Annotated in this window: 14 protein-coding genes; 8 read left to right on the top strand and 6 right to left on the bottom strand. The window is 38.4% G+C overall.

The genetic code is table 11. The features are described 5' to 3' along the window. Positions 1-48: 48 nt before the first annotated feature. Together pdxA and M23134_RS17370 are read right to left on the bottom strand one after the other, a co-directional pair. A complete protein-coding gene (pdxA, locus tag M23134_RS17375; RefSeq protein WP_002698415.1) occupies positions 49-1077 on the bottom strand; it encodes a 4-hydroxythreonine-4-phosphate dehydrogenase PdxA in 1029 nt (342 codons plus the stop codon). A 63-nt stretch (positions 1078-1140) separates the two neighbouring features. Next, positions 1141-2604 carry a leucyl aminopeptidase family protein gene (locus M23134_RS17370; protein WP_002698413.1) on the bottom strand — a complete coding sequence of 488 codons (1464 nt, stop codon included), beginning with the start codon at positions 2602-2604 and terminating at the stop codon, positions 1141-1143. Positions 2605-2780: 176 nt separating this feature from the next. On the opposite strand from M23134_RS17370, the gene rsmA reads away from it, so the two are divergent. Further along, positions 2781-3557 (top strand): 16S rRNA (adenine(1518)-N(6)/adenine(1519)-N(6))-dimethyltransferase RsmA, encoded by a 777-nt coding sequence (gene rsmA / locus M23134_RS17365; protein ID WP_002698410.1) that lies wholly within the window; start codon positions 2781-2783, stop codon positions 3555-3557. Between the two features lie 4 nt (positions 3558-3561). Here rsmA and M23134_RS17360 read toward each other — a convergent pair whose 3' ends face one another. After that, on the bottom strand, positions 3562-3741 hold the full coding sequence (locus M23134_RS17360; protein WP_002698408.1) for a hypothetical protein: 180 nt from the start codon (positions 3739-3741) through the stop codon (positions 3562-3564). Positions 3742-4026: 285 nt separating this feature from the next. Here M23134_RS17360 and M23134_RS17355 point away from each other — a divergent pair, with 285 nt between their 5' ends. The 5 genes from M23134_RS17355 (at position 4027) to M23134_RS17335 (ending at position 8364) form a co-directional block, all read left to right on the top strand. Continuing rightward, positions 4027-4989, top strand: a complete 963-nt coding sequence (locus M23134_RS17355; RefSeq protein WP_002698406.1) for an NAD-dependent epimerase/dehydratase family protein — start codon at positions 4027-4029, stop codon at positions 4987-4989. A 268-nt stretch (positions 4990-5257) separates the two neighbouring features. After that, on the top strand, positions 5258-5632 hold the full coding sequence (locus M23134_RS17350) for a Rid family detoxifying hydrolase (RefSeq protein WP_002698402.1): 375 nt from the start codon (positions 5258-5260) through the stop codon (positions 5630-5632). 246 nt (positions 5633-5878) lie between these two features. Further along, positions 5879-6385 (top strand): hypothetical protein, encoded by a 507-nt coding sequence (locus M23134_RS17345; protein WP_002698400.1) that lies wholly within the window; start codon positions 5879-5881, stop codon positions 6383-6385. Between the two features lie 718 nt (positions 6386-7103). Further along, the gene (locus tag M23134_RS38370) at positions 7104-7652 is read left to right on the top strand and encodes a GNAT family N-acetyltransferase (RefSeq protein ID WP_002698398.1); all 549 of its coding nucleotides are present in this window, start codon (positions 7104-7106) and stop codon (positions 7650-7652) included. 472 nt (positions 7653-8124) lie between these two features. Next, positions 8125-8364, top strand: coding sequence for a hypothetical protein (locus tag M23134_RS17335; RefSeq protein WP_002698395.1), 240 nt, complete (start codon positions 8125-8127; stop codon positions 8362-8364). A gap of 97 nt (positions 8365-8461) precedes the next feature. On the opposite strand, the gene M23134_RS17330 is transcribed toward M23134_RS17335, so the two are convergent. Beyond that, positions 8462-10660 carry a tetratricopeptide repeat protein gene (locus M23134_RS17330; protein WP_002698393.1) on the bottom strand — a complete coding sequence of 733 codons (2199 nt, stop codon included), beginning with the start codon at positions 10658-10660 and terminating at the stop codon, positions 8462-8464. A gap of 591 nt (positions 10661-11251) precedes the next feature. Between M23134_RS17330 and M23134_RS17325 the strand changes: the two genes are divergently transcribed. Beyond that, complete coding sequence (locus tag M23134_RS17325; protein ID WP_002698391.1) at positions 11252-12040, top strand: isochorismatase family protein; 789 nt, start codon at positions 11252-11254, stop codon at positions 12038-12040. 30 nt (positions 12041-12070) lie between these two features. Beyond that, entirely contained in the window at positions 12071-12745 is a 675-nt protein-coding gene (locus M23134_RS17320) for a vWA domain-containing protein (protein ID WP_002698389.1), read from the top strand. 75 nt (positions 12746-12820) lie between these two features. Here the strand turns inward: M23134_RS17320 and dnaK are convergent, their stop codons facing one another. Beyond that, positions 12821-14758 (bottom strand): molecular chaperone DnaK, encoded by a 1938-nt coding sequence (dnaK, locus tag M23134_RS17315; protein WP_002698387.1) that lies wholly within the window; start codon positions 14756-14758, stop codon positions 12821-12823. A 386-nt stretch (positions 14759-15144) separates the two neighbouring features. Continuing rightward, on the bottom strand, positions 15145-16407 hold the full coding sequence (locus M23134_RS17310; protein WP_053337320.1) for an aspartyl protease family protein: 1263 nt from the start codon (positions 16405-16407) through the stop codon (positions 15145-15147). Between the last annotated feature and the right edge of the window lie 125 nt (positions 16408-16532).

Genomic DNA, 16532 nt, shown 5'->3' with positions numbered 1-16532 from the left:
CACTGTTTTCTACTCAAACAACCACAATTATATACAGTCACTTGCGTCTTATGCCTGGTCAGTCATTTGTAGTTTTCGGTTCTTCACCACATCACAAGCAGTAAAAATTGCCTCTCGAAACGACGTCTCATCTGCCAGGTTTTTGCCTGCTATTTTATAAGCTGTGCCGTGGTCAGGAGAGGTTCTTACAAAAGGAAGCCCACAAGTATAATTTACCCCATCTGCAAAGGCCAAAGTTTTGAACGGTATCAACCCTTGATCGTGGTACATTGCCAACACTGCATCAAACTTTTTGTAGTCATGAGTACCAAAAAAACCATCTGCTGGATAAGGTCCAAATACGAGGTTTCCTTTCTTTTTCATTTCTATCACTGCTGGCTTAATAATTTGTTGTTCTTCATTACCCAACATTCCTTCTTCACCTGCGTGTGGGTTCAACCCTAGTACAGCTATTTTTGGCTTTTGAATATTAAAGTCTTTTTGTAATGTAGCTTGCAGTAAGGCCACCTTCGAAAACATCTTATCACGGGTGATGTGTTGACTTATTTCTGCCAATGGCACATGCCCGGTAAAAACCGCTACCTTCATAGAAGGAGATACCATCATCATGAGGCTTTCGGTAATGTTTGCCTGAGTAGTAAAGTATTCGGTGTGCCCCGGAAAGTCAAAATCAGGGCTTTGAATTGTATGTTTATTAATAGGGGCAGTGATTACTGCATCAATTAACCCTTGCTTTAAATCTTTAGTGGCCGCTTCGATCGACTCTAAGGCAAATTCACCGGCTTGTTGACTCACTTTTCCAGGTACTATTTCTGGGGTTTTCTGTTTGGTACAGTGCACCAAATTTGTTTTTTTAAAACTAATTTGGGTGACCCGATTTACCTGATTTATATACCAGCTGTCCAGCTTAAGTATTTTTCTATATTTAGATATTACCGCCATTGACCCATAAATCACGGGCGTACATATTTTCAGAATTCTTTTATTAGCAAGGGCTTTTAGTATTACCTCGGTACCTACACCATTGTAATCTCCCATGGTGATTCCAATGACCGGTTTATTGTCTTCTGCTGCCATAAAGCTTGCTTGTTTTTTAAATTTAGTGCTGGAAGAGTAAACCTCTCCCTATGTATTATATAGTTATTTTACCAGATTAGTCAAAAAGTGATACATTAAACGCACCCCCGAACCAGTTCCATTTTTACCTTTATAAGTTTGAGGCTTATGCAAATAGGCAGTGCCTGCAATGTCTAAGTGTATCCAAGGGTAATTGTCTACAAAATGCTCCAAAAACTTTCCTGCGATAATGGCTTGAGCCTCAGATATGCCCAAGTTATTTATATCAGCAATGTCTGACTCAAGCGGCTCGCCGTACTCTTCCCACAAAGGTAACTCTACCATACGCTCATAAGTCTGCTCACTACTATGGAGCAATTGACTCTTTATATCTCTATTGGCGGTACCTACCATTACCATGGCATGATTGCCTAAAGCCCGCACTGCTGATCCAGTAAGGGTAGCAAAGTCTAGCACCAATTGAGGCTTAAACCTGGCCGCATAAATCAAGGCATCTGCCAAGATTAGCCTTCCTTCAGCATCCGTATTCATTATTTCTACACTCTTGCCATTACTGTATGTAATCACATCACCTGGTGCAATCGCGTTTTGCCCTGGGCGATTGTCAGTAGCAGGTATCAAACCTATGACATACACAGGCGCGTTGTTTTTTGCCAAAGCATACAAACTGCCCACTACAGCAGCTGCCCCGCCCATGTCTGACTTCATAAAGTCCATAGAATTGCCAGTAGGTTTGAGCGATAACCCTCCTGTATCGTACACCACCCCTTTGCCTACCAAAATATAGGGATGCTCATTGATGGCATTGTCAGGTTTATGTGTCAATATATTAAAAGTAGGTGGATCAAGGCTTCCCTTATTTACTGTAAGTAAGCCTTCCATATTGTGGGCTTGTATTTGCGCTTTGTCAAATACCTCTACCTCAAAACCTGCCTCTTTACCCAGTTTTTTAATTTCTTCGCTTAGTTGTGGTGCCGTCAAATACACAAATGGCTCATTCACCAAATTACGCGCAGCAAAGGTTCCATGAACAGTGTTGTTCAACGCTGTTATTTTAGCTTCAGTCAATCCTTGCCCTGACAATGTCAATTGCACAAGCGGATGAAGTTTTCTGGGGTCTGATTTGTATTTCAAAAACTCATAAGTACTTAACAAAACACCCTCTGCCACGTCTAATACTGCTTCAGATGCAATATCACTTGTTACCGCGTTGGTTATTTGCAAATCGGATAAATCTTCACTGGCTAATATAGAGGCTATTTCGTGTCCTTTTTTTCTATAACTCTCTTTGAGGTAATAGGCAGCTTTGTTTTGTGGAGGACTATACAGCACAAAAGTATGGTGTGTAAACTGATTGAGATGAATCAGCTTGACCTGTTCTTTTTTTTCGTCTTTTACTTGTTTCTGAAGATACTGCCATACTTGCTCACTGGTACAATAAGACTGTGCCTGCTGAAGGTCTTGTACAATTACTACAAGGTTTTGACTTGCGTTAATATCTGAACGGTATAAAAGGTTTACTTGCATAAGTATTTGTCGATTTTGGGCTACAAATCTATAATATTTGTCTTGATTAAGCTAAATGAAGCAATGGTTTGCTTAGTTTTGTTTTTCGGATGCTTATCTGCCTTACCTGTTGTAAAGGCTTTTTCAAATAAGCATTTCAATTTAGTACTAATTATCAAATATGCATAATTTCGAATATGGTCAAGCCTAAAAAACACCTGGGACAACATTTTCTAACCGATTTATCGATTGCTGAACGCATTGTAAATCAGGTGCAACAGCACAATGGTTATAAAACTATAGTAGAAATAGGTGCTGGGACGGGAGTTTTGACCGATTTTTTGGTGAAATCTGACAATTTTCAGACTCATATAATAGAAATAGATACTGAGTCGGTAGAATATCTGCATAAGCACTACCCAACCTTGGTACCTTACATTACAGAAGGAGATTTTTTGAATATTGACTTGGGGGCGCTGTTTAAACAGCAATCTATAGGTATTATAGGCAACTTTCCTTACAATATTTCTTCTCAAATATTTTTTAAGGTACTCGACCACAGAGACCAAGTACAGGAAGTAGTCTGTATGCTACAAAAAGAGGTAGCCGAACGCATAGCTGCCCAACCAGGTAGTAAAACCTACGGCATACTAAGTGTACTACTGCAGGCATACTACCATATTAGCTATGACTTTACGGTTCCGCCCGATGTATTCAATCCTCCACCCAAGGTATACTCTGGGGTAATTTCTTTGCAAAGAAATAAGGTGAAAAAACTCGATTGCGATGAAAAACTCTTTAAGAGAATTGTAAAGCAGGGCTTTAACAATCGTAGAAAAACCCTGCGTAATGCTCTTAAGTCTATCCAATTACCCGACACACTCAAACCCAATGAAATGCTCAATAAAAGAGCAGAACAATTATCGGTAGCTCACTTTGTAGAACTTACCCAGCTTTGGGAAGCTACCTTGTAAAACCCTACTCTTTCAACAAATATTTTCGGCGTATATCATTGATTAAAAACTTTTTTTGGGCAGTAAAACTGTTTGGGTGCATCTGCTCAAAAAGGGTTTTCCACTCTTGCCAACGCGCATGTTCTTTTTCTTTGAACAAATTTTCGTCAATTTTTTTATTTTTTAAAAATTCTTCAAAATCCATTTTTGTAAGGTAATTATATAGTTAATCAAAATTATATACCCTGCATTAATTGTTCATTAAAACAATCTTTTCAGCTTACTATTCGTCAATATATCAAAATATATCTTTGTATAGTTATATTTAATATATTGCAGTAAATAACTATCGTTATATGATCACTAAGACAGGCATCTTCCTGTATTGCTTGCACTTTCAAGGTGTTGGGTAAATCCACCCCAAGTTTACCTGAAGTGTTTCACTTTATATATACAAAAAATAATATAGTTTAATAACATAGAAGTATTTATGACTACTAAGGAAAATATTTTAGTAATTGGCGCATGTGGACAATTAGGCACGGAGTTGACGGTTGCTTTAAGAAACATTTATGGTGAACACCATGTGGTGGCTACTGATATTCACTGTGCTGATCCTGCATTTAAAGAACAGGGTATTTTTGAAGAACTGAACGCAATGGATGGCAAAAAAATGGCTGAGTTGGTAAACAAATACCAAATTACTCAAATTTACCACCTGGCAGCAATGCTGTCTGCCAAAGGTGAACAAAACCCCTTGTTTGCCTGGAAACTCAACATGGAAAGCCTACTCAATGTATTGGAGATTGCCCGCGAAAAACAACTCAACAAAATATATTTTCCGAGTTCTATTGGGGTGTTTGGTTTTGATACTCCCAAACAAAATACTCCTCAACAAACCATCATCAACCCTACTACAGTGTATGGTATTAGTAAACAAGCCGGCGAACATTGGTGTAACTATTACTTCGACAAGTTTGGAGTAGATGCCCGTTGTTTGCGTTACCCTGGGTTGATTAGTTACAACGCTTTGCCAGGAGGAGGCACCACCGACTATGCTGTGGATATTTTTTATAAAGCCCTGGAAAACAATGCCTATGAGTGCTTCTTGTCTGAAGACACTTACCTACCTATGATGTATATGCCTGATGCTGTAAAAGGAACCTTGGATTTGATGCATGCTCCTGCCAATCAAATCAAGACACGTACAGGCTATAACCTGGCAGCTATCAGCTTTTCTCCTAAAGAAATCACTCAGGCTATTCAGAAGCATATTCCAGCGTTTACCATAAGTTATAAACCCGACGGACGCCAGCAAATAGCTGACTCTTGGCCAGATAGCATTGATGATACTCAATCGCGTCAGGATTGGGGATGGCAGCACCAATATAATTTGGCAACTATGGTAGAAGATATGCTGGTAAATCTCAAAAAAAAAGTAGTTTTGGCATAGTTGATTAGTAATAAGGTTTGCTACAAGCAAAATGTATATTTTTTAATGCTTGCAGCTTAAGGGAGCATACAAAAAATAAGCTACCCATTTCTGGCGATTTTTTTGTCCAAATACTTCGTTGCACCTTGCGGCCGTAGCGCTGCTACGCCCTTAAAATGCGCCTGGTCTTTGATCAAAACCATTCACCAAAACCTGGGAGACTATTTATTGCAAACTCCCTAACTTTTACTCTTCATTTTGACTATTTTCAAACATAAAAAAACAAACAATGGCTAGAACTGTTATCACAACTGCCGATGCACCTGCTCCAGTAGGACCTTACAACCAAGCAATTTTAGTAAATGGCACTTTGTATGTTTCAGGACAGGTAGCGCTGATAGATGGAAAAGTAATAGAGGGCAGCATAGAGGATGAAACCCACGCAGTAATGAAGAACCTTGGGGCAGTACTCAAAGCAGCTAATATGGACTATTCTAATATTGCCAAATGCTCTATTTTTGTAAAAGACCTGAATAACTTTGGTCGTATTAATGAAGTTTATGGTAGTTATTTTGGTGAAGATGCACCAGCCCGCGAAACGGTAGAGGTAAGCCGACTACCCAAGGATGTCAATGTGGAAATATCTTGCGTTGCCATACAATAGCGATAAAATAAGCATTGATAAGCTATTTGGGTGTTATTTGGAGTAGACAAAGGTATGAATTTTGTCGCAACAGAAGATAAGTACAGGTTCAAATCTATAGTTGATTTGCTTCTATCTATTTTCTCTTAATCTCTCATTAAAAACCCAAATAGCTTTTTAGTTTTTAATGAATTAATTATTATCTTGACAATACTAAGATTCCTGACTATTTATTATGAACTGACAGTTAAAATATTCTCACACATTATGAAACTTTTTCCCCGCCAAAGCTCTGTATTTGTCTCAGGGTATACTATTGATGAAATTGCACACAAGCTAGAGGCTGCCATTAAGCCTGCCAAGGTAAAAGAAGATGCTTTTTCTGAGCACTGGCTGTTACCTGCCCGTAGTTTGGAGCAAGACTATCCTTTTCGAGGAGCCATTCAAGAAGCTGGATTTCGCATTTCACGTAAAGTTACCTATCCAGAATCTTTTATGCCTGTAATTGACGGTAAAATTGAGTCCACCTCTAAAGGTTGTATTTTATTTATTGACTATACCCTGCTTAAAGGTACACGTTTTTTTATGTCGGTAGCTCTAGTGTTTAGTTTAATCCTAGGACTACTCTTGTTGTTTGCCGAACATAACTTATGGTATTTTTTGGCATCTTTAGGTTTTGTAGGCTTAGGTTATGCAGTTGCCTGGCTCAATTTTCAGCAAAAAGTAAAGATTTGTAAAGACTTGTTAGAAGAAGTACTGGAAAAAGAAGCTTAAATAACTCTACAAAATCATTCGCCACCAATCTATCATTATTTCAACTCTTTGTATTTTATTACTCTCTCCAAGAGAGTATCTAGTATTGAATACACTGTTCTTCCAATCTATCATTTCTTTTGCTCTATTAAATTCTGCCTCCTCCTACTCATCACTACCAGAGTGATTCAAATAGTCAACACTGTTTTTCTTTTACAAAACTATCCAAACTTGTATATTAGTAGAGATTCACCTAGTACTGAGCCATAATTAAATACATGTCATTAGCTTATTTTTAGTTTATAACCAATTTCACCAATATGCATCGGTACCCAAGACTTGCTGCTGCTTATAAGAAGTTACCTCCACTTTTTTATGAGTGAATTAATATTTAAGCTCCTATTTGGACACTGTTATTTATCAGGGCTCTAACCCTGATATAAAAAGCTGGAAGGTGAACACTAGTACCTCAAACACTAAACACCTAACCCATTAGCTAAAGCAGAGCTCGGCACAGTAGAACTGTAGCCTCGGTTATTTCGGCGATTTTTGCCCACTAACTTTACTTAAAAAAAACTTGCGTAGCTAAGGCTATGCGCGATTTTTGAAGTGCGTCAGAAAACAAAACTCATCCCAAATAATAGGGCATTTACTTAATGTTTAAGGTACTAGGTAAACTGTTTAAATATCGATCAAATCATAGGAATGACTTCCTACTATGAATTAAAGCAAAGAACCATTGATAAAAATAACAAATAACCTGATTCTCCATGAAATTGGTATCAGTGACAACCCTACCTTATTACGCCTGATGCACCATGTGTATCCGCAGGCTTACCAACACCTTTGGAAAGACCAGGGTACACACTATATAAATACTATTTATGGACTGGAAAACTTCCAACAGGAACTACAAGACCCTGACTCTTTGTATTGTTTTGTAGTGTATGATGAAACAATAGTAGGCATATTACGCTTGCTAGACAACGCTTCTTTAGTTGATTTACCAAACGAACCTGCTACCAAGTTACACCGAATCTATATAGACAATAATGTAAGGGGAAAAGGTATAGGTAAAGCCCTCATAGACTGGACCACCCAAAGGGCAGCAAAACAAGGGCACACTATAGTATGGTTAGAAGCTATGGACACACAAGAGGTAGCCATTGGCTTTTACGAAAAACAAGGGTTTAGTATTTCAGGTAAAGGTAGGCTAGAACTTGATTTATTGTACCCTCACCTTAGGGGAATGTATAGAATGTGGAAACACGCCATTAAGATTATATAATGGGTGAATACTTGAAAACTGAAACGTAGGAAAAACCCAAATATTATCAATTAGCATATTCTTAACAAAGTATAAAAAGTACCTTTACACATTCTTTTTAAGCATATAATGGTATAATTATAACCAAAAACACACATTTATTAATAATACTAACAAATTTTCACCCCACTTATACTTCTGTGCACCACCAAATATTATCTACCTGAACGACCAAAAACATAATAAACAGAGCATTAACTAATATTTTAAACCAATAAAAGCTAAATTTACCAAATTTTATTACGCAGTAAGACACCTAAATATTCTCAGTAAAACAACTTTTACCTTCAAACCTTACAAACGTGCATTTAAATATTTTTTTAGACTAAAAAGACGTTTACTTTCTGCAACCTTTAAGTATACAAGGGAGTATAAAAGACAGAATGTATTAATAATTGATTTAATTAATTTTTTACAAATCGCGAATACCAATATGACGAACGAACTGAATAACAAGTGGACAGTATTATCAAATGAAGAAATGAATCAGGTAAAAGGAGGAATGGATGGAGAAGACCCAACGGCCTTTGCTCAACAAAACCCTGATGCTTTCATGGATTTGTGGCAAAATGATCCTCAAAAAATGGCACATTGGTATCAAGAAGCAGGCTATAGCCGTCGCCAGATGGTACGCCATTTAAGACGATTTATGCGTCGCTATGGTCGTTGCTAAACAACAAAACAAACGCTTGAAGATATATCACCTCACAATTTTTGTGAGGTTTTTTTGTGTCCATTCCTAAGGGGAAAACAATGCTAGAGTAGAGGCATCAGCTTAATCTAAACCCCATCACCAACATATCGTCCATTTGTTCAAACCCACCCGCTTTCATCCAATCATTGATGGTTTCCTCTACCTGACGGCGTTGCTCTTGCATGGAAAGTTCTGAAATATAAAAAATCAACTCTTGCATCCGCGATCGTAAAAACTTTTTACCCCGATCGCCCCCAAACTGGTCGCGGTAACCATCAGTATACAAATAACACATCACTGACGCATCAGCATAAGAAATGGTATGGGCGGTGAACCCTTCCTGAAACTTGGGCATATCGCCCCCTACCGAAGTATGATCAGGCGCTACCCGGGTGCGTTCGCCGTCTTTTACGTATACCAAGGCACTGTTGGCACCTGCATACTCAATGGTTTTTGCTATAGGGTCTATCACGCACAACGAGATATCCATGCCATCGGTATTTTCGCTTACTTCCTGATTCAATACTTTACGTACTCCTTTATGGAGCTTGTTTAAAATTTTATCGGGTTGGGTAATCTGCCTTGCCTTGACCAAATCGTTGAGCAAATCGTTGCCAATCATACTCATAAAAGCTCCTGGCACCCCGTGTCCAGTGCAATCTGAGGCAGAGATTACATATTTACTATGCCCAGAATCTTCGTCTTTTACAGCCGCAAACCAATAAAAATCGCCACTGACAATGTCACGAGGCTGGTAAAAAATAAAATGCTCAGGAATTGCCGCCGAAATCTCCTCAGATAAGGGCAGAATGGCAGTTTGTATTTTGCGGGCATAGTTGATGCTATCACGAATGTCTTTATGCTGTTGCTCCAACATATCACGTTGGGCAAGTATTTCTTCGGTTTTCACTTCTATTTCTTGCTTTTGCAACAACAACACCTGGTTGGTGCGTTGCTTACGTTGGTTGCTCTGGTAAAGCACCATTGCCAACATAATCAACAATAAAGCACCAAAAGTAATGGCAGCAATCAGGTTATTTCTTTGTTGTAATAGTGCTTTATTTTTAATATCCTCATTTTTTAAATACTTGTTTTCCTGCTCTTTTTTTTCACCTTTATACTTAGCCTCCATTTCTGCAATTTGCTGAGACTTTTTAGTATTAAAAACACTGTCATTAAAAGCTTTATATTGCTGAAAATAATCCAGCGATGCTTTATAATCGCCTGCTTGTTGGTAAACATTAGATAGGGAAAGTGTAATTTCAATTATACGATGCTTTGCTTTTATACTTTTTGCAATTTTTAAAGCTTCTTTTCCATTTTTATAAGCATTTTTATAATCGCCTTTAGCAGCATAAGCCTCGGCTAAATACTGTAAAGGGTACGTCTGATTTTTTTTTAAGTTAAGCTGCTTATAAATAGCTAGTGCCTGACCTTGATTAACAATAGCTTTATTAAATTTTTGCTGCTTTGCAAAAACATAACCTATATTAGATAAAGCAATAGCAACACCTCTCTGGTCATTCAGTTTTTCTTTAATTCTCTTATATAAATTGTAATAATAAAGAGCAGTATCTGGCTTATTTGAATCAGCGTATACATTTCCCAAATTATTATAATCAATCGCCAAACTCTTTTCACTATTTAGCAGCTTATGAATTTTTAATGCCTTTTTATGATAATTTAATGACTGATCATAATTCCGTTGTTTATAGTACAGCATTCCTATACTTGCCGCAGTATTAGCAATCCCTCGTTCATTTTCTAATGCCTCATATATTTTTATTGCCTTCAAGAAGTAATCAAGAGACCTAGGGAAATCACCCGTATTCCTATAGCCAATGCCAAACTCCCGTAAACTCTCCGCTAACCCAATAGAATCTTTTAACTTTCCCCACCTAGTGTAAGCCTTCTCTTGGTGTAAAATAGCCTCATTATATTTCCCTAAAATCCTGTATACTCTTCCTTGGTTAAAATAGGAAAAAGCTACCCCCTTTAGGAAATTAAGTTTTTCTGATAAAGTTACTGCTCTTTGCCCATATAACAACGCATTCTTAGAGTCGTTTGCACGGCACAAATAACACAACCTATTCAACACATTTACTTTATTGGTATCATCAGGGAGGGTCTGGAGAAGTTGGAGCAGGCTGTCTTTCTCGGCAGGGCGCTGAGAAAAAACTGGTGAAGTAAAAAAACATACTAGTAGCCACCACCTAAGCCCCCAAAGGGTTAGTTTTTGTAAAAGTAATGGTGGGCTACAGTAATGATTTACCATAAAATAGATTATAAATTTGTATAGATAACTGCAGTAATATAAAAAAATTGTTACTAAAAATAAAGTATTTCGCAGATGTGGTGCCAACCCTGACTTTTACCAAGGAACATGTTCAAAATAAGTGTCGAGATTGAGGGCGTATACTCGAGGCTGGCTGAGGCACTTTTTGCAGTCGTAGCCATAGCTACGGACAATAAAAGCTCATAGTCCCGGCGGAACTGCCGGGGTAACGAAAGTCAGTAAAGAGAACCGCAGAACGAAGTTCAAGCTCTGCGAAGCTAATATGTTCTAAACCGGACAGCTTCAAAGTCCCGATTTCTTATCGGGGTTATTGTTGAGGGCTATGCCCGAAATCCCGTTTACGGGGCGATCACGTTCCTAAGTTGTTTGTTTAGTCATTAAAAAAATCGCGCAGGGTTGGATGAGAAGCTTGAGGAACTATCGCAATAAGGGAGTAGGTGATTAAAACTCTTCTTTTTTTTTGTTTAATTTAAACTTCTTCACGTAATTATTAAAGCTGTAAACTACAACATACAAACTACAGTGGATTGTTACAGCCTAACTATTCATTCATTACTAAACCAATCATTTATGGCAAACAAAAATGCGCTGTTAATCATTGATGCTCAATATGACTTTTGCCACCCTAATGGAGCACTTTATGTGCCTGGTGCCGAAAAAGACATGGAGCGTTTAAGCAAGCTTATCAACGATCAAGCCGACAAGGTAGACCATATTTGTGTTACATTAGATTCTCATCCAGTCAATGACATTTCTCATCCTGGGTTTTGGCAAGACAAAGGTGGCAACCCTCCGGCTCCTTTTAGTATCATTGGCCTCAAAGATGCTCAAGAAGGCAAGTGGACACCTCGGTTTTACCCCGAAAAAGTGCTTAAATACCTGCAAGACTTAGAGGCACAGGGAGAGTTTCCCCATTGTATTTGGCCAGAGCATTGTTTGATAGGCTCTAAAGGAAGTGCCTTGGATGACAATCTCATGAATGCCTTAAAACACTGGACAAGACGTGGTAAGTTTTATCAGGCAGTAACCAAAGGTACTTATCCATTAACCGAGCATTTTGGAATTTTTATGGCACAAATTCCGGTAGCTGACCGCCCCGAAACTCAACTTAACCAGAGTTTGGTCAAAACATTGGAAAACTTTCAGAATGTATATGTGGCGGGTCAGGCACGTTCACACTGCGTAGCTACCAGCATAAAACAAGCTTTGGACTATGCTCCCGGTTTAGCCGACAAAATGATCATTATTGAAGACTGTATGTCAGACGTACCCAACATGGGACATTTGGGTGACCCTATTTATGATGAAGCCAAAAAACGTGGATTACGTTTTGTAAAATCTGACCAGGTGCAATTATAAACAGTTACACATACTATAAAACCTACAATTATGAGCGATTTTGATGCAATAGATTTTAATCTCAATTTTAATAATTTCAACCCTGATGAGGTACAGGTTGACGAAACTATCAATGCAGTATTCATTATAGATATTTCACCTTCTATAGCTTCTTATGAGAAAGACCTAAATCACGCTTTCAACGATTTTACCCAAACCATGCAAAAGTCGCACGTGGCAGACCAATTGATGGTATCGGTTATAGAGTTTAACAATGATGTACACGTAAAAAGTGGTTTTCAACCCATTAAGAGTATTCCCACTATTAAGTTTAAGCCCTCAGGCGTAGGCACAGCTTTATATGATGCCACAGCTCAGGGGTTAAAAATGGCTATGGATTACCGCGAAAACCTGGAAGCGTCTGGAGTGATGACTAAAACATTGTTGTTTATCATTACTGATGGAATGGACAATAGCTCTAATACACCTGCCAAAACCGTAAAAACCAAAATAAATGAGGTAATTGCTGAAGAACAAAATGCTTTTTCATTTACCACTATTTTATTTGGGGTGGGTAATGCTGCACAGTTTGAACAAGCCCAAAAAGAAATGGGCGTACAACATTTGGCAAAAGTAGGGACATCAGGAGATGAAATAAGAAAGATGATTAACTTTATCAGTCAATCTATTAGTAGCACCGCCAACAACACACAAATTACTTTTTAGATCATTCCCAAAATAAAAAAACCGAAGCGCTCGCTTCGGTTTTTTTATTAATATATTCAAAATGATTCAGACAAACTACTTCTTGTCTTTATCACCGTCTACCTCTTCATAATCAACGTCTGTAACATCGTCTTTGCCGTTACCGTTGGCATTGGCATTTGGATCACCTCCACCAGGATTACCAGCATCAGCACCAGGTTGTTCTTGTTGTGCCTGATACATTTCCTGAGAAGCAGCCGACCAAGCATCATTCAGAGCCTTGGTAGCCAAGTCAATCCCGCCAATGTCTTGAGCCTCATGTGCTTTTTTCAAGTCTGCCAAAGCAGTTTCTATAGGCGCTTTTTTATCCGCTGAAATTTTGTCACCAAATTCAGTCAATTGTTTCTGAGTTTGGAAAATCAATGAGTCAGCCGCGTTCATTTTATCAATTTTTTCACGCTCTTCTTTGTCAGTAGACTCATTGGCTTGTGCCTCTGCACGCATTCTTTCAATCTCTTCCTGAGAAAGTCCTGAAGAAGCTTCAATACGAATACGTTGCTCTTTGCCTGTACCTTGATCTTTAGCCGATACATTTAAAATACCATTGGCGTCAATATCAAAGGTTACTTCTATTTTAGGTACTCCACGAGGAGCCGGAGGAATATCACCTAAGTGAAAACGTCCAATTGATTTGTTGTCTTTTGCCAATGGGCGCTCACCTTGTAATACATGAATGTCTACAGAAGGTTGATTGTCGGCCGCTGTAGAGAATGTTTCAGATTTTTTGGTAGGAATAGTCGTATTTGACTCAATCAATTTAGTAAATACACCATTCAAAGTTTCAATACCTAAAGAAAGAGGCGTAACATCTAGTAATAGTACATCTTTTACATCTCCTGTTAAAACTCCCCCTTGGATAGCTGCACCTACTGCCACCACTTCGTCAGGGTTTACTCCTTTTGAAGGTTTTTTACCAAAAAACTTCTCAACTTCTTCCTGAATTTTTGGAATACGGGTAGATCCCCCAACCAAAATTACTTCATCAATATCAGATGCACTCAAGCCAGCGTCTTTCATAGCCTCTTTACAAGGCTCCAAAGTACCACGAATCAAGTCATCAGTTAATTGTTCAAACTTAGAACGGCTCAACTGACGTACCAAGTGCTTAGGCACACCATCTACTGGCATAATATAAGGCAAGTTAATATCAGTAGAAGTAGAGCTTGATAATTCAATTTTGGCTTTTTCTGCTGCATCTTTCAAACGCTGCAGAGCCATAGGGTCTTTTCTAAGGTCAAGTCCTTCGTCTTTCTGAAACTCTTCTGCCAACCAGTCAATTACCCTTTCGTCAAAGTTGTCACCACCTAAGTGTACATCACCATTGGTAGATTTTACTTCAAAAACACCGTCGCCTAACTCAAGGATAGAAATATCAAATGTACCTCCACCTAAGTCAAACACCGCAATTTTCATATCTCTGTCGCGCTTGTCCATACCATAAGCCAATGCCGCAGCAGTAGGCTCATTGATAATACGCTTTACTTCTAAACCAGCAATTTGTCCAGCTTCTTTGGTTGCCTGACGCTCTGCATCATTGAAATAAGCAGGTACTGTAATAACAGCTTCTGTTACTTCTGTTCCCAGGTAATCTTCTGCTGTTTGCTTCATTTTTTGCAAAGTCATTGCAGAAATCTCCTGAGGAGTATATAAACGGTCACCAATGCGGATACGGGGAGTATCGTTTGCACCGCTTTCTACTTTGTAAGGTACACGTCCTACTTCATTGCTTACCTCCTGATAACGTTTACCCATAAAGCGTTTGATAGAGTAAACTGTGTTCTGAGGGTTTGTAATAGATTGACGCTTTGCCGGATCACCTACTTTTCGCTCACCTTTACCCTGATCCAAAAACGCGACAATAGAAGGGGTTGTACGTCTTCCTTCACTATTTTGGATTACTACCGGCTCAGAGCCTTCCATCACAGCTACACAGGAGTTGGTAGTACCTAAGTCAATACCTATGATCTTTCCCATTTTATTAGTAATTATATTTTAGAGTAATTTTTTTTGTGATTTTGATTTAAAACCAGGCTATGATGGTAGTGATAGTTATAGATTATATCTGTATGCCCATCATCCACTTCCTAAGTTTACACTTGGGTATTGATCAATGCTTGTGCCAAGCCCCCAGAAGCTAAAAAACGTGTCAAAATGACATTTTTAACCACACAAATTACCCATAAAACACGGCAAATTCGGACATATTGAACTAGTGTAGCACATCTGGCTCTTCAAAATACGCCAAAATAGGTCTATACCCAATACCGCTAATGTTTCACCCTCAAGCTGTCAGGATCGAACAAAAAAAGTCAGGCAGTGTACGCCTGACTTCCCTATACAATGACAATATCACAATAAGTTTAAAGCGATGTAGCCACTTTTAGCGTAGCAATAATCAGCTCTTGCCCTCTCAAGGCGTATATAAAGATTTTATCTGTTTTTTTCTTATGATCATACAACCTACCATATACTTCTGAGATGTTCATGTTATATACAGGTTTTTTATCAATGGCCAGTATCTGATCTCCTTTTTTCAACCCTGCCTTCATTGCAGGCGAGTCTTCACGCATTTGTGCAATATAAAAAGTTTTGTACGCAGGAGCTTTGGCTATAATTTCCATTCCCAGTCTATTATAATCAAAGGGATCTTTGAAGTGGCGGTTGGGTCTAACAATCAAACGCTTATTGGGATAGTCTATAATAGTATGAAAACGTTTGATAATGCCCAACCCTATGTTACCATTTCTGGGAGTAAAAGCTTTCATAGAAACATAGGACGACGAGTCGGGAAATGAAGTAACCACCTGGGGTAAAGTATATTTTCCTAATTGTATTTGCTTTAGCTTACCCAGCTTACCTATAAGGTTGCCACTCAAAGTTGCCCCCAAATGAGCTTTGATCGTTTTTGCGGGAAGGCTTATACCAGGGCTGGAGTTTTGATACAATAGTAAAGCATGTCCTGCTCCTGTATCAAACACCAACCTTACTGGTGCCGCCTGTTTGTGCTGCTCACACCATACTTTTGCCTCTAATATTGGTTTTTTAGCCTCTATCCTGATAGGCAACACTTCATGTTTTTTCTTTTTGCGGTAGTTAAAACGTTCAGGGTTGTAAAGTGTAATCTTATGGTAATCATAATTAATTTTTACAATAAACTTGCTGAACAAGTCGTAGCCAATAATGCCATGAATAGGAATACCAGCATACCCTGAAAGGTTGAGTACATCTTCTTCCAGTACAATGACATATTGCTTGAGGGCTACTATATGCTTGAATATTTTTATAGATTCAATGTTTGATACATGTGCCTTAAGCCGATTTTGACTTGATACTCCAGCTACTTTAAGTTTTCGGAACATAGGCAAATCTAAGGCTAAAGCTACCGAAGGGTCAGTAATAAGGGTACTGCCCACACCGGTATCAAGGATAAAATTAAAAGGTTTGGAACCATTAATTTGGACAGGAATTATAATCAGGTTATTGTATTGAGTGAAACTTCTTTTGAGTTTTTTGCGGTGGGGCTTTTTAAACTGAAACCCTTGATAATTTTGGGCTTGAATAAATTCTCCTGACAATAACACAACCAAAAGCCCAAAGATTCGCACGTAGTTCGTAATGCTCATAGACTTAAAATAGGGTGATAATATGATAAATATAAGGTTTTATGGTAAAAAAACAAGCATAACCCCACTAAATTACTTCCCTCAAATACAATTGTACCACTTATAGGTATCTTTGTAAATACTAT

This window comes from Microscilla marina ATCC 23134, from assembly GCF_000169175.1.
GTDB classification, from domain to species: Bacteria; Bacteroidota; Bacteroidia; order Cytophagales; family Microscillaceae; genus Microscilla; species Microscilla marina.
This window is presented reverse-complemented; position numbering and strand designations above follow the sequence as displayed.

What these genes read in the sequence shown, in the direction of transcription:
- M23134_RS17335 (WP_002698395.1), top strand. Translation starts at nt 8,125, where the DNA reads ATGACGAACGAACTGAATAACAAGTGGACAGTATTATCAAATGAAGAA.
- M23134_RS17325 (WP_002698391.1), top strand. Translation starts at nt 11,252, where the DNA reads ATGGCAAACAAAAATGCGCTGTTAATCATTGATGCTCAATATGACTTT.
- M23134_RS17320 (WP_002698389.1), top strand. Translation starts at nt 12,071, where the DNA reads ATGAGCGATTTTGATGCAATAGATTTTAATCTCAATTTTAATAATTTC.
- M23134_RS17310 (WP_053337320.1), bottom strand. Translation starts at nt 16,407, where the DNA reads ATGAGCATTACGAACTACGTGCGAATCTTTGGGCTTTTGGTTGTGTTA.
- M23134_RS17345 (WP_002698400.1), top strand. Translation starts at nt 5,879, where the DNA reads ATGAAACTTTTTCCCCGCCAAAGCTCTGTATTTGTCTCAGGGTATACT.
- dnaK (WP_002698387.1), bottom strand. Translation starts at nt 14,758, where the DNA reads ATGGGAAAGATCATAGGTATTGACTTAGGTACTACCAACTCCTGTGTA.
- M23134_RS17360 (WP_002698408.1), bottom strand. Translation starts at nt 3,741, where the DNA reads ATGGATTTTGAAGAATTTTTAAAAAATAAAAAAATTGACGAAAATTTG.
- M23134_RS17355 (WP_002698406.1), top strand. Translation starts at nt 4,027, where the DNA reads ATGACTACTAAGGAAAATATTTTAGTAATTGGCGCATGTGGACAATTA.
- M23134_RS17370 (WP_002698413.1), bottom strand. Translation starts at nt 2,604, where the DNA reads ATGCAAGTAAACCTTTTATACCGTTCAGATATTAACGCAAGTCAAAAC.
- pdxA (WP_002698415.1), bottom strand. Translation starts at nt 1,077, where the DNA reads ATGGCAGCAGAAGACAATAAACCGGTCATTGGAATCACCATGGGAGAT.
- rsmA (WP_002698410.1), top strand. Translation starts at nt 2,781, where the DNA reads ATGGTCAAGCCTAAAAAACACCTGGGACAACATTTTCTAACCGATTTA.
- M23134_RS17350 (WP_002698402.1), top strand. Translation starts at nt 5,258, where the DNA reads ATGGCTAGAACTGTTATCACAACTGCCGATGCACCTGCTCCAGTAGGA.
- M23134_RS17330 (WP_002698393.1), bottom strand. Translation starts at nt 10,660, where the DNA reads ATGGTAAATCATTACTGTAGCCCACCATTACTTTTACAAAAACTAACC.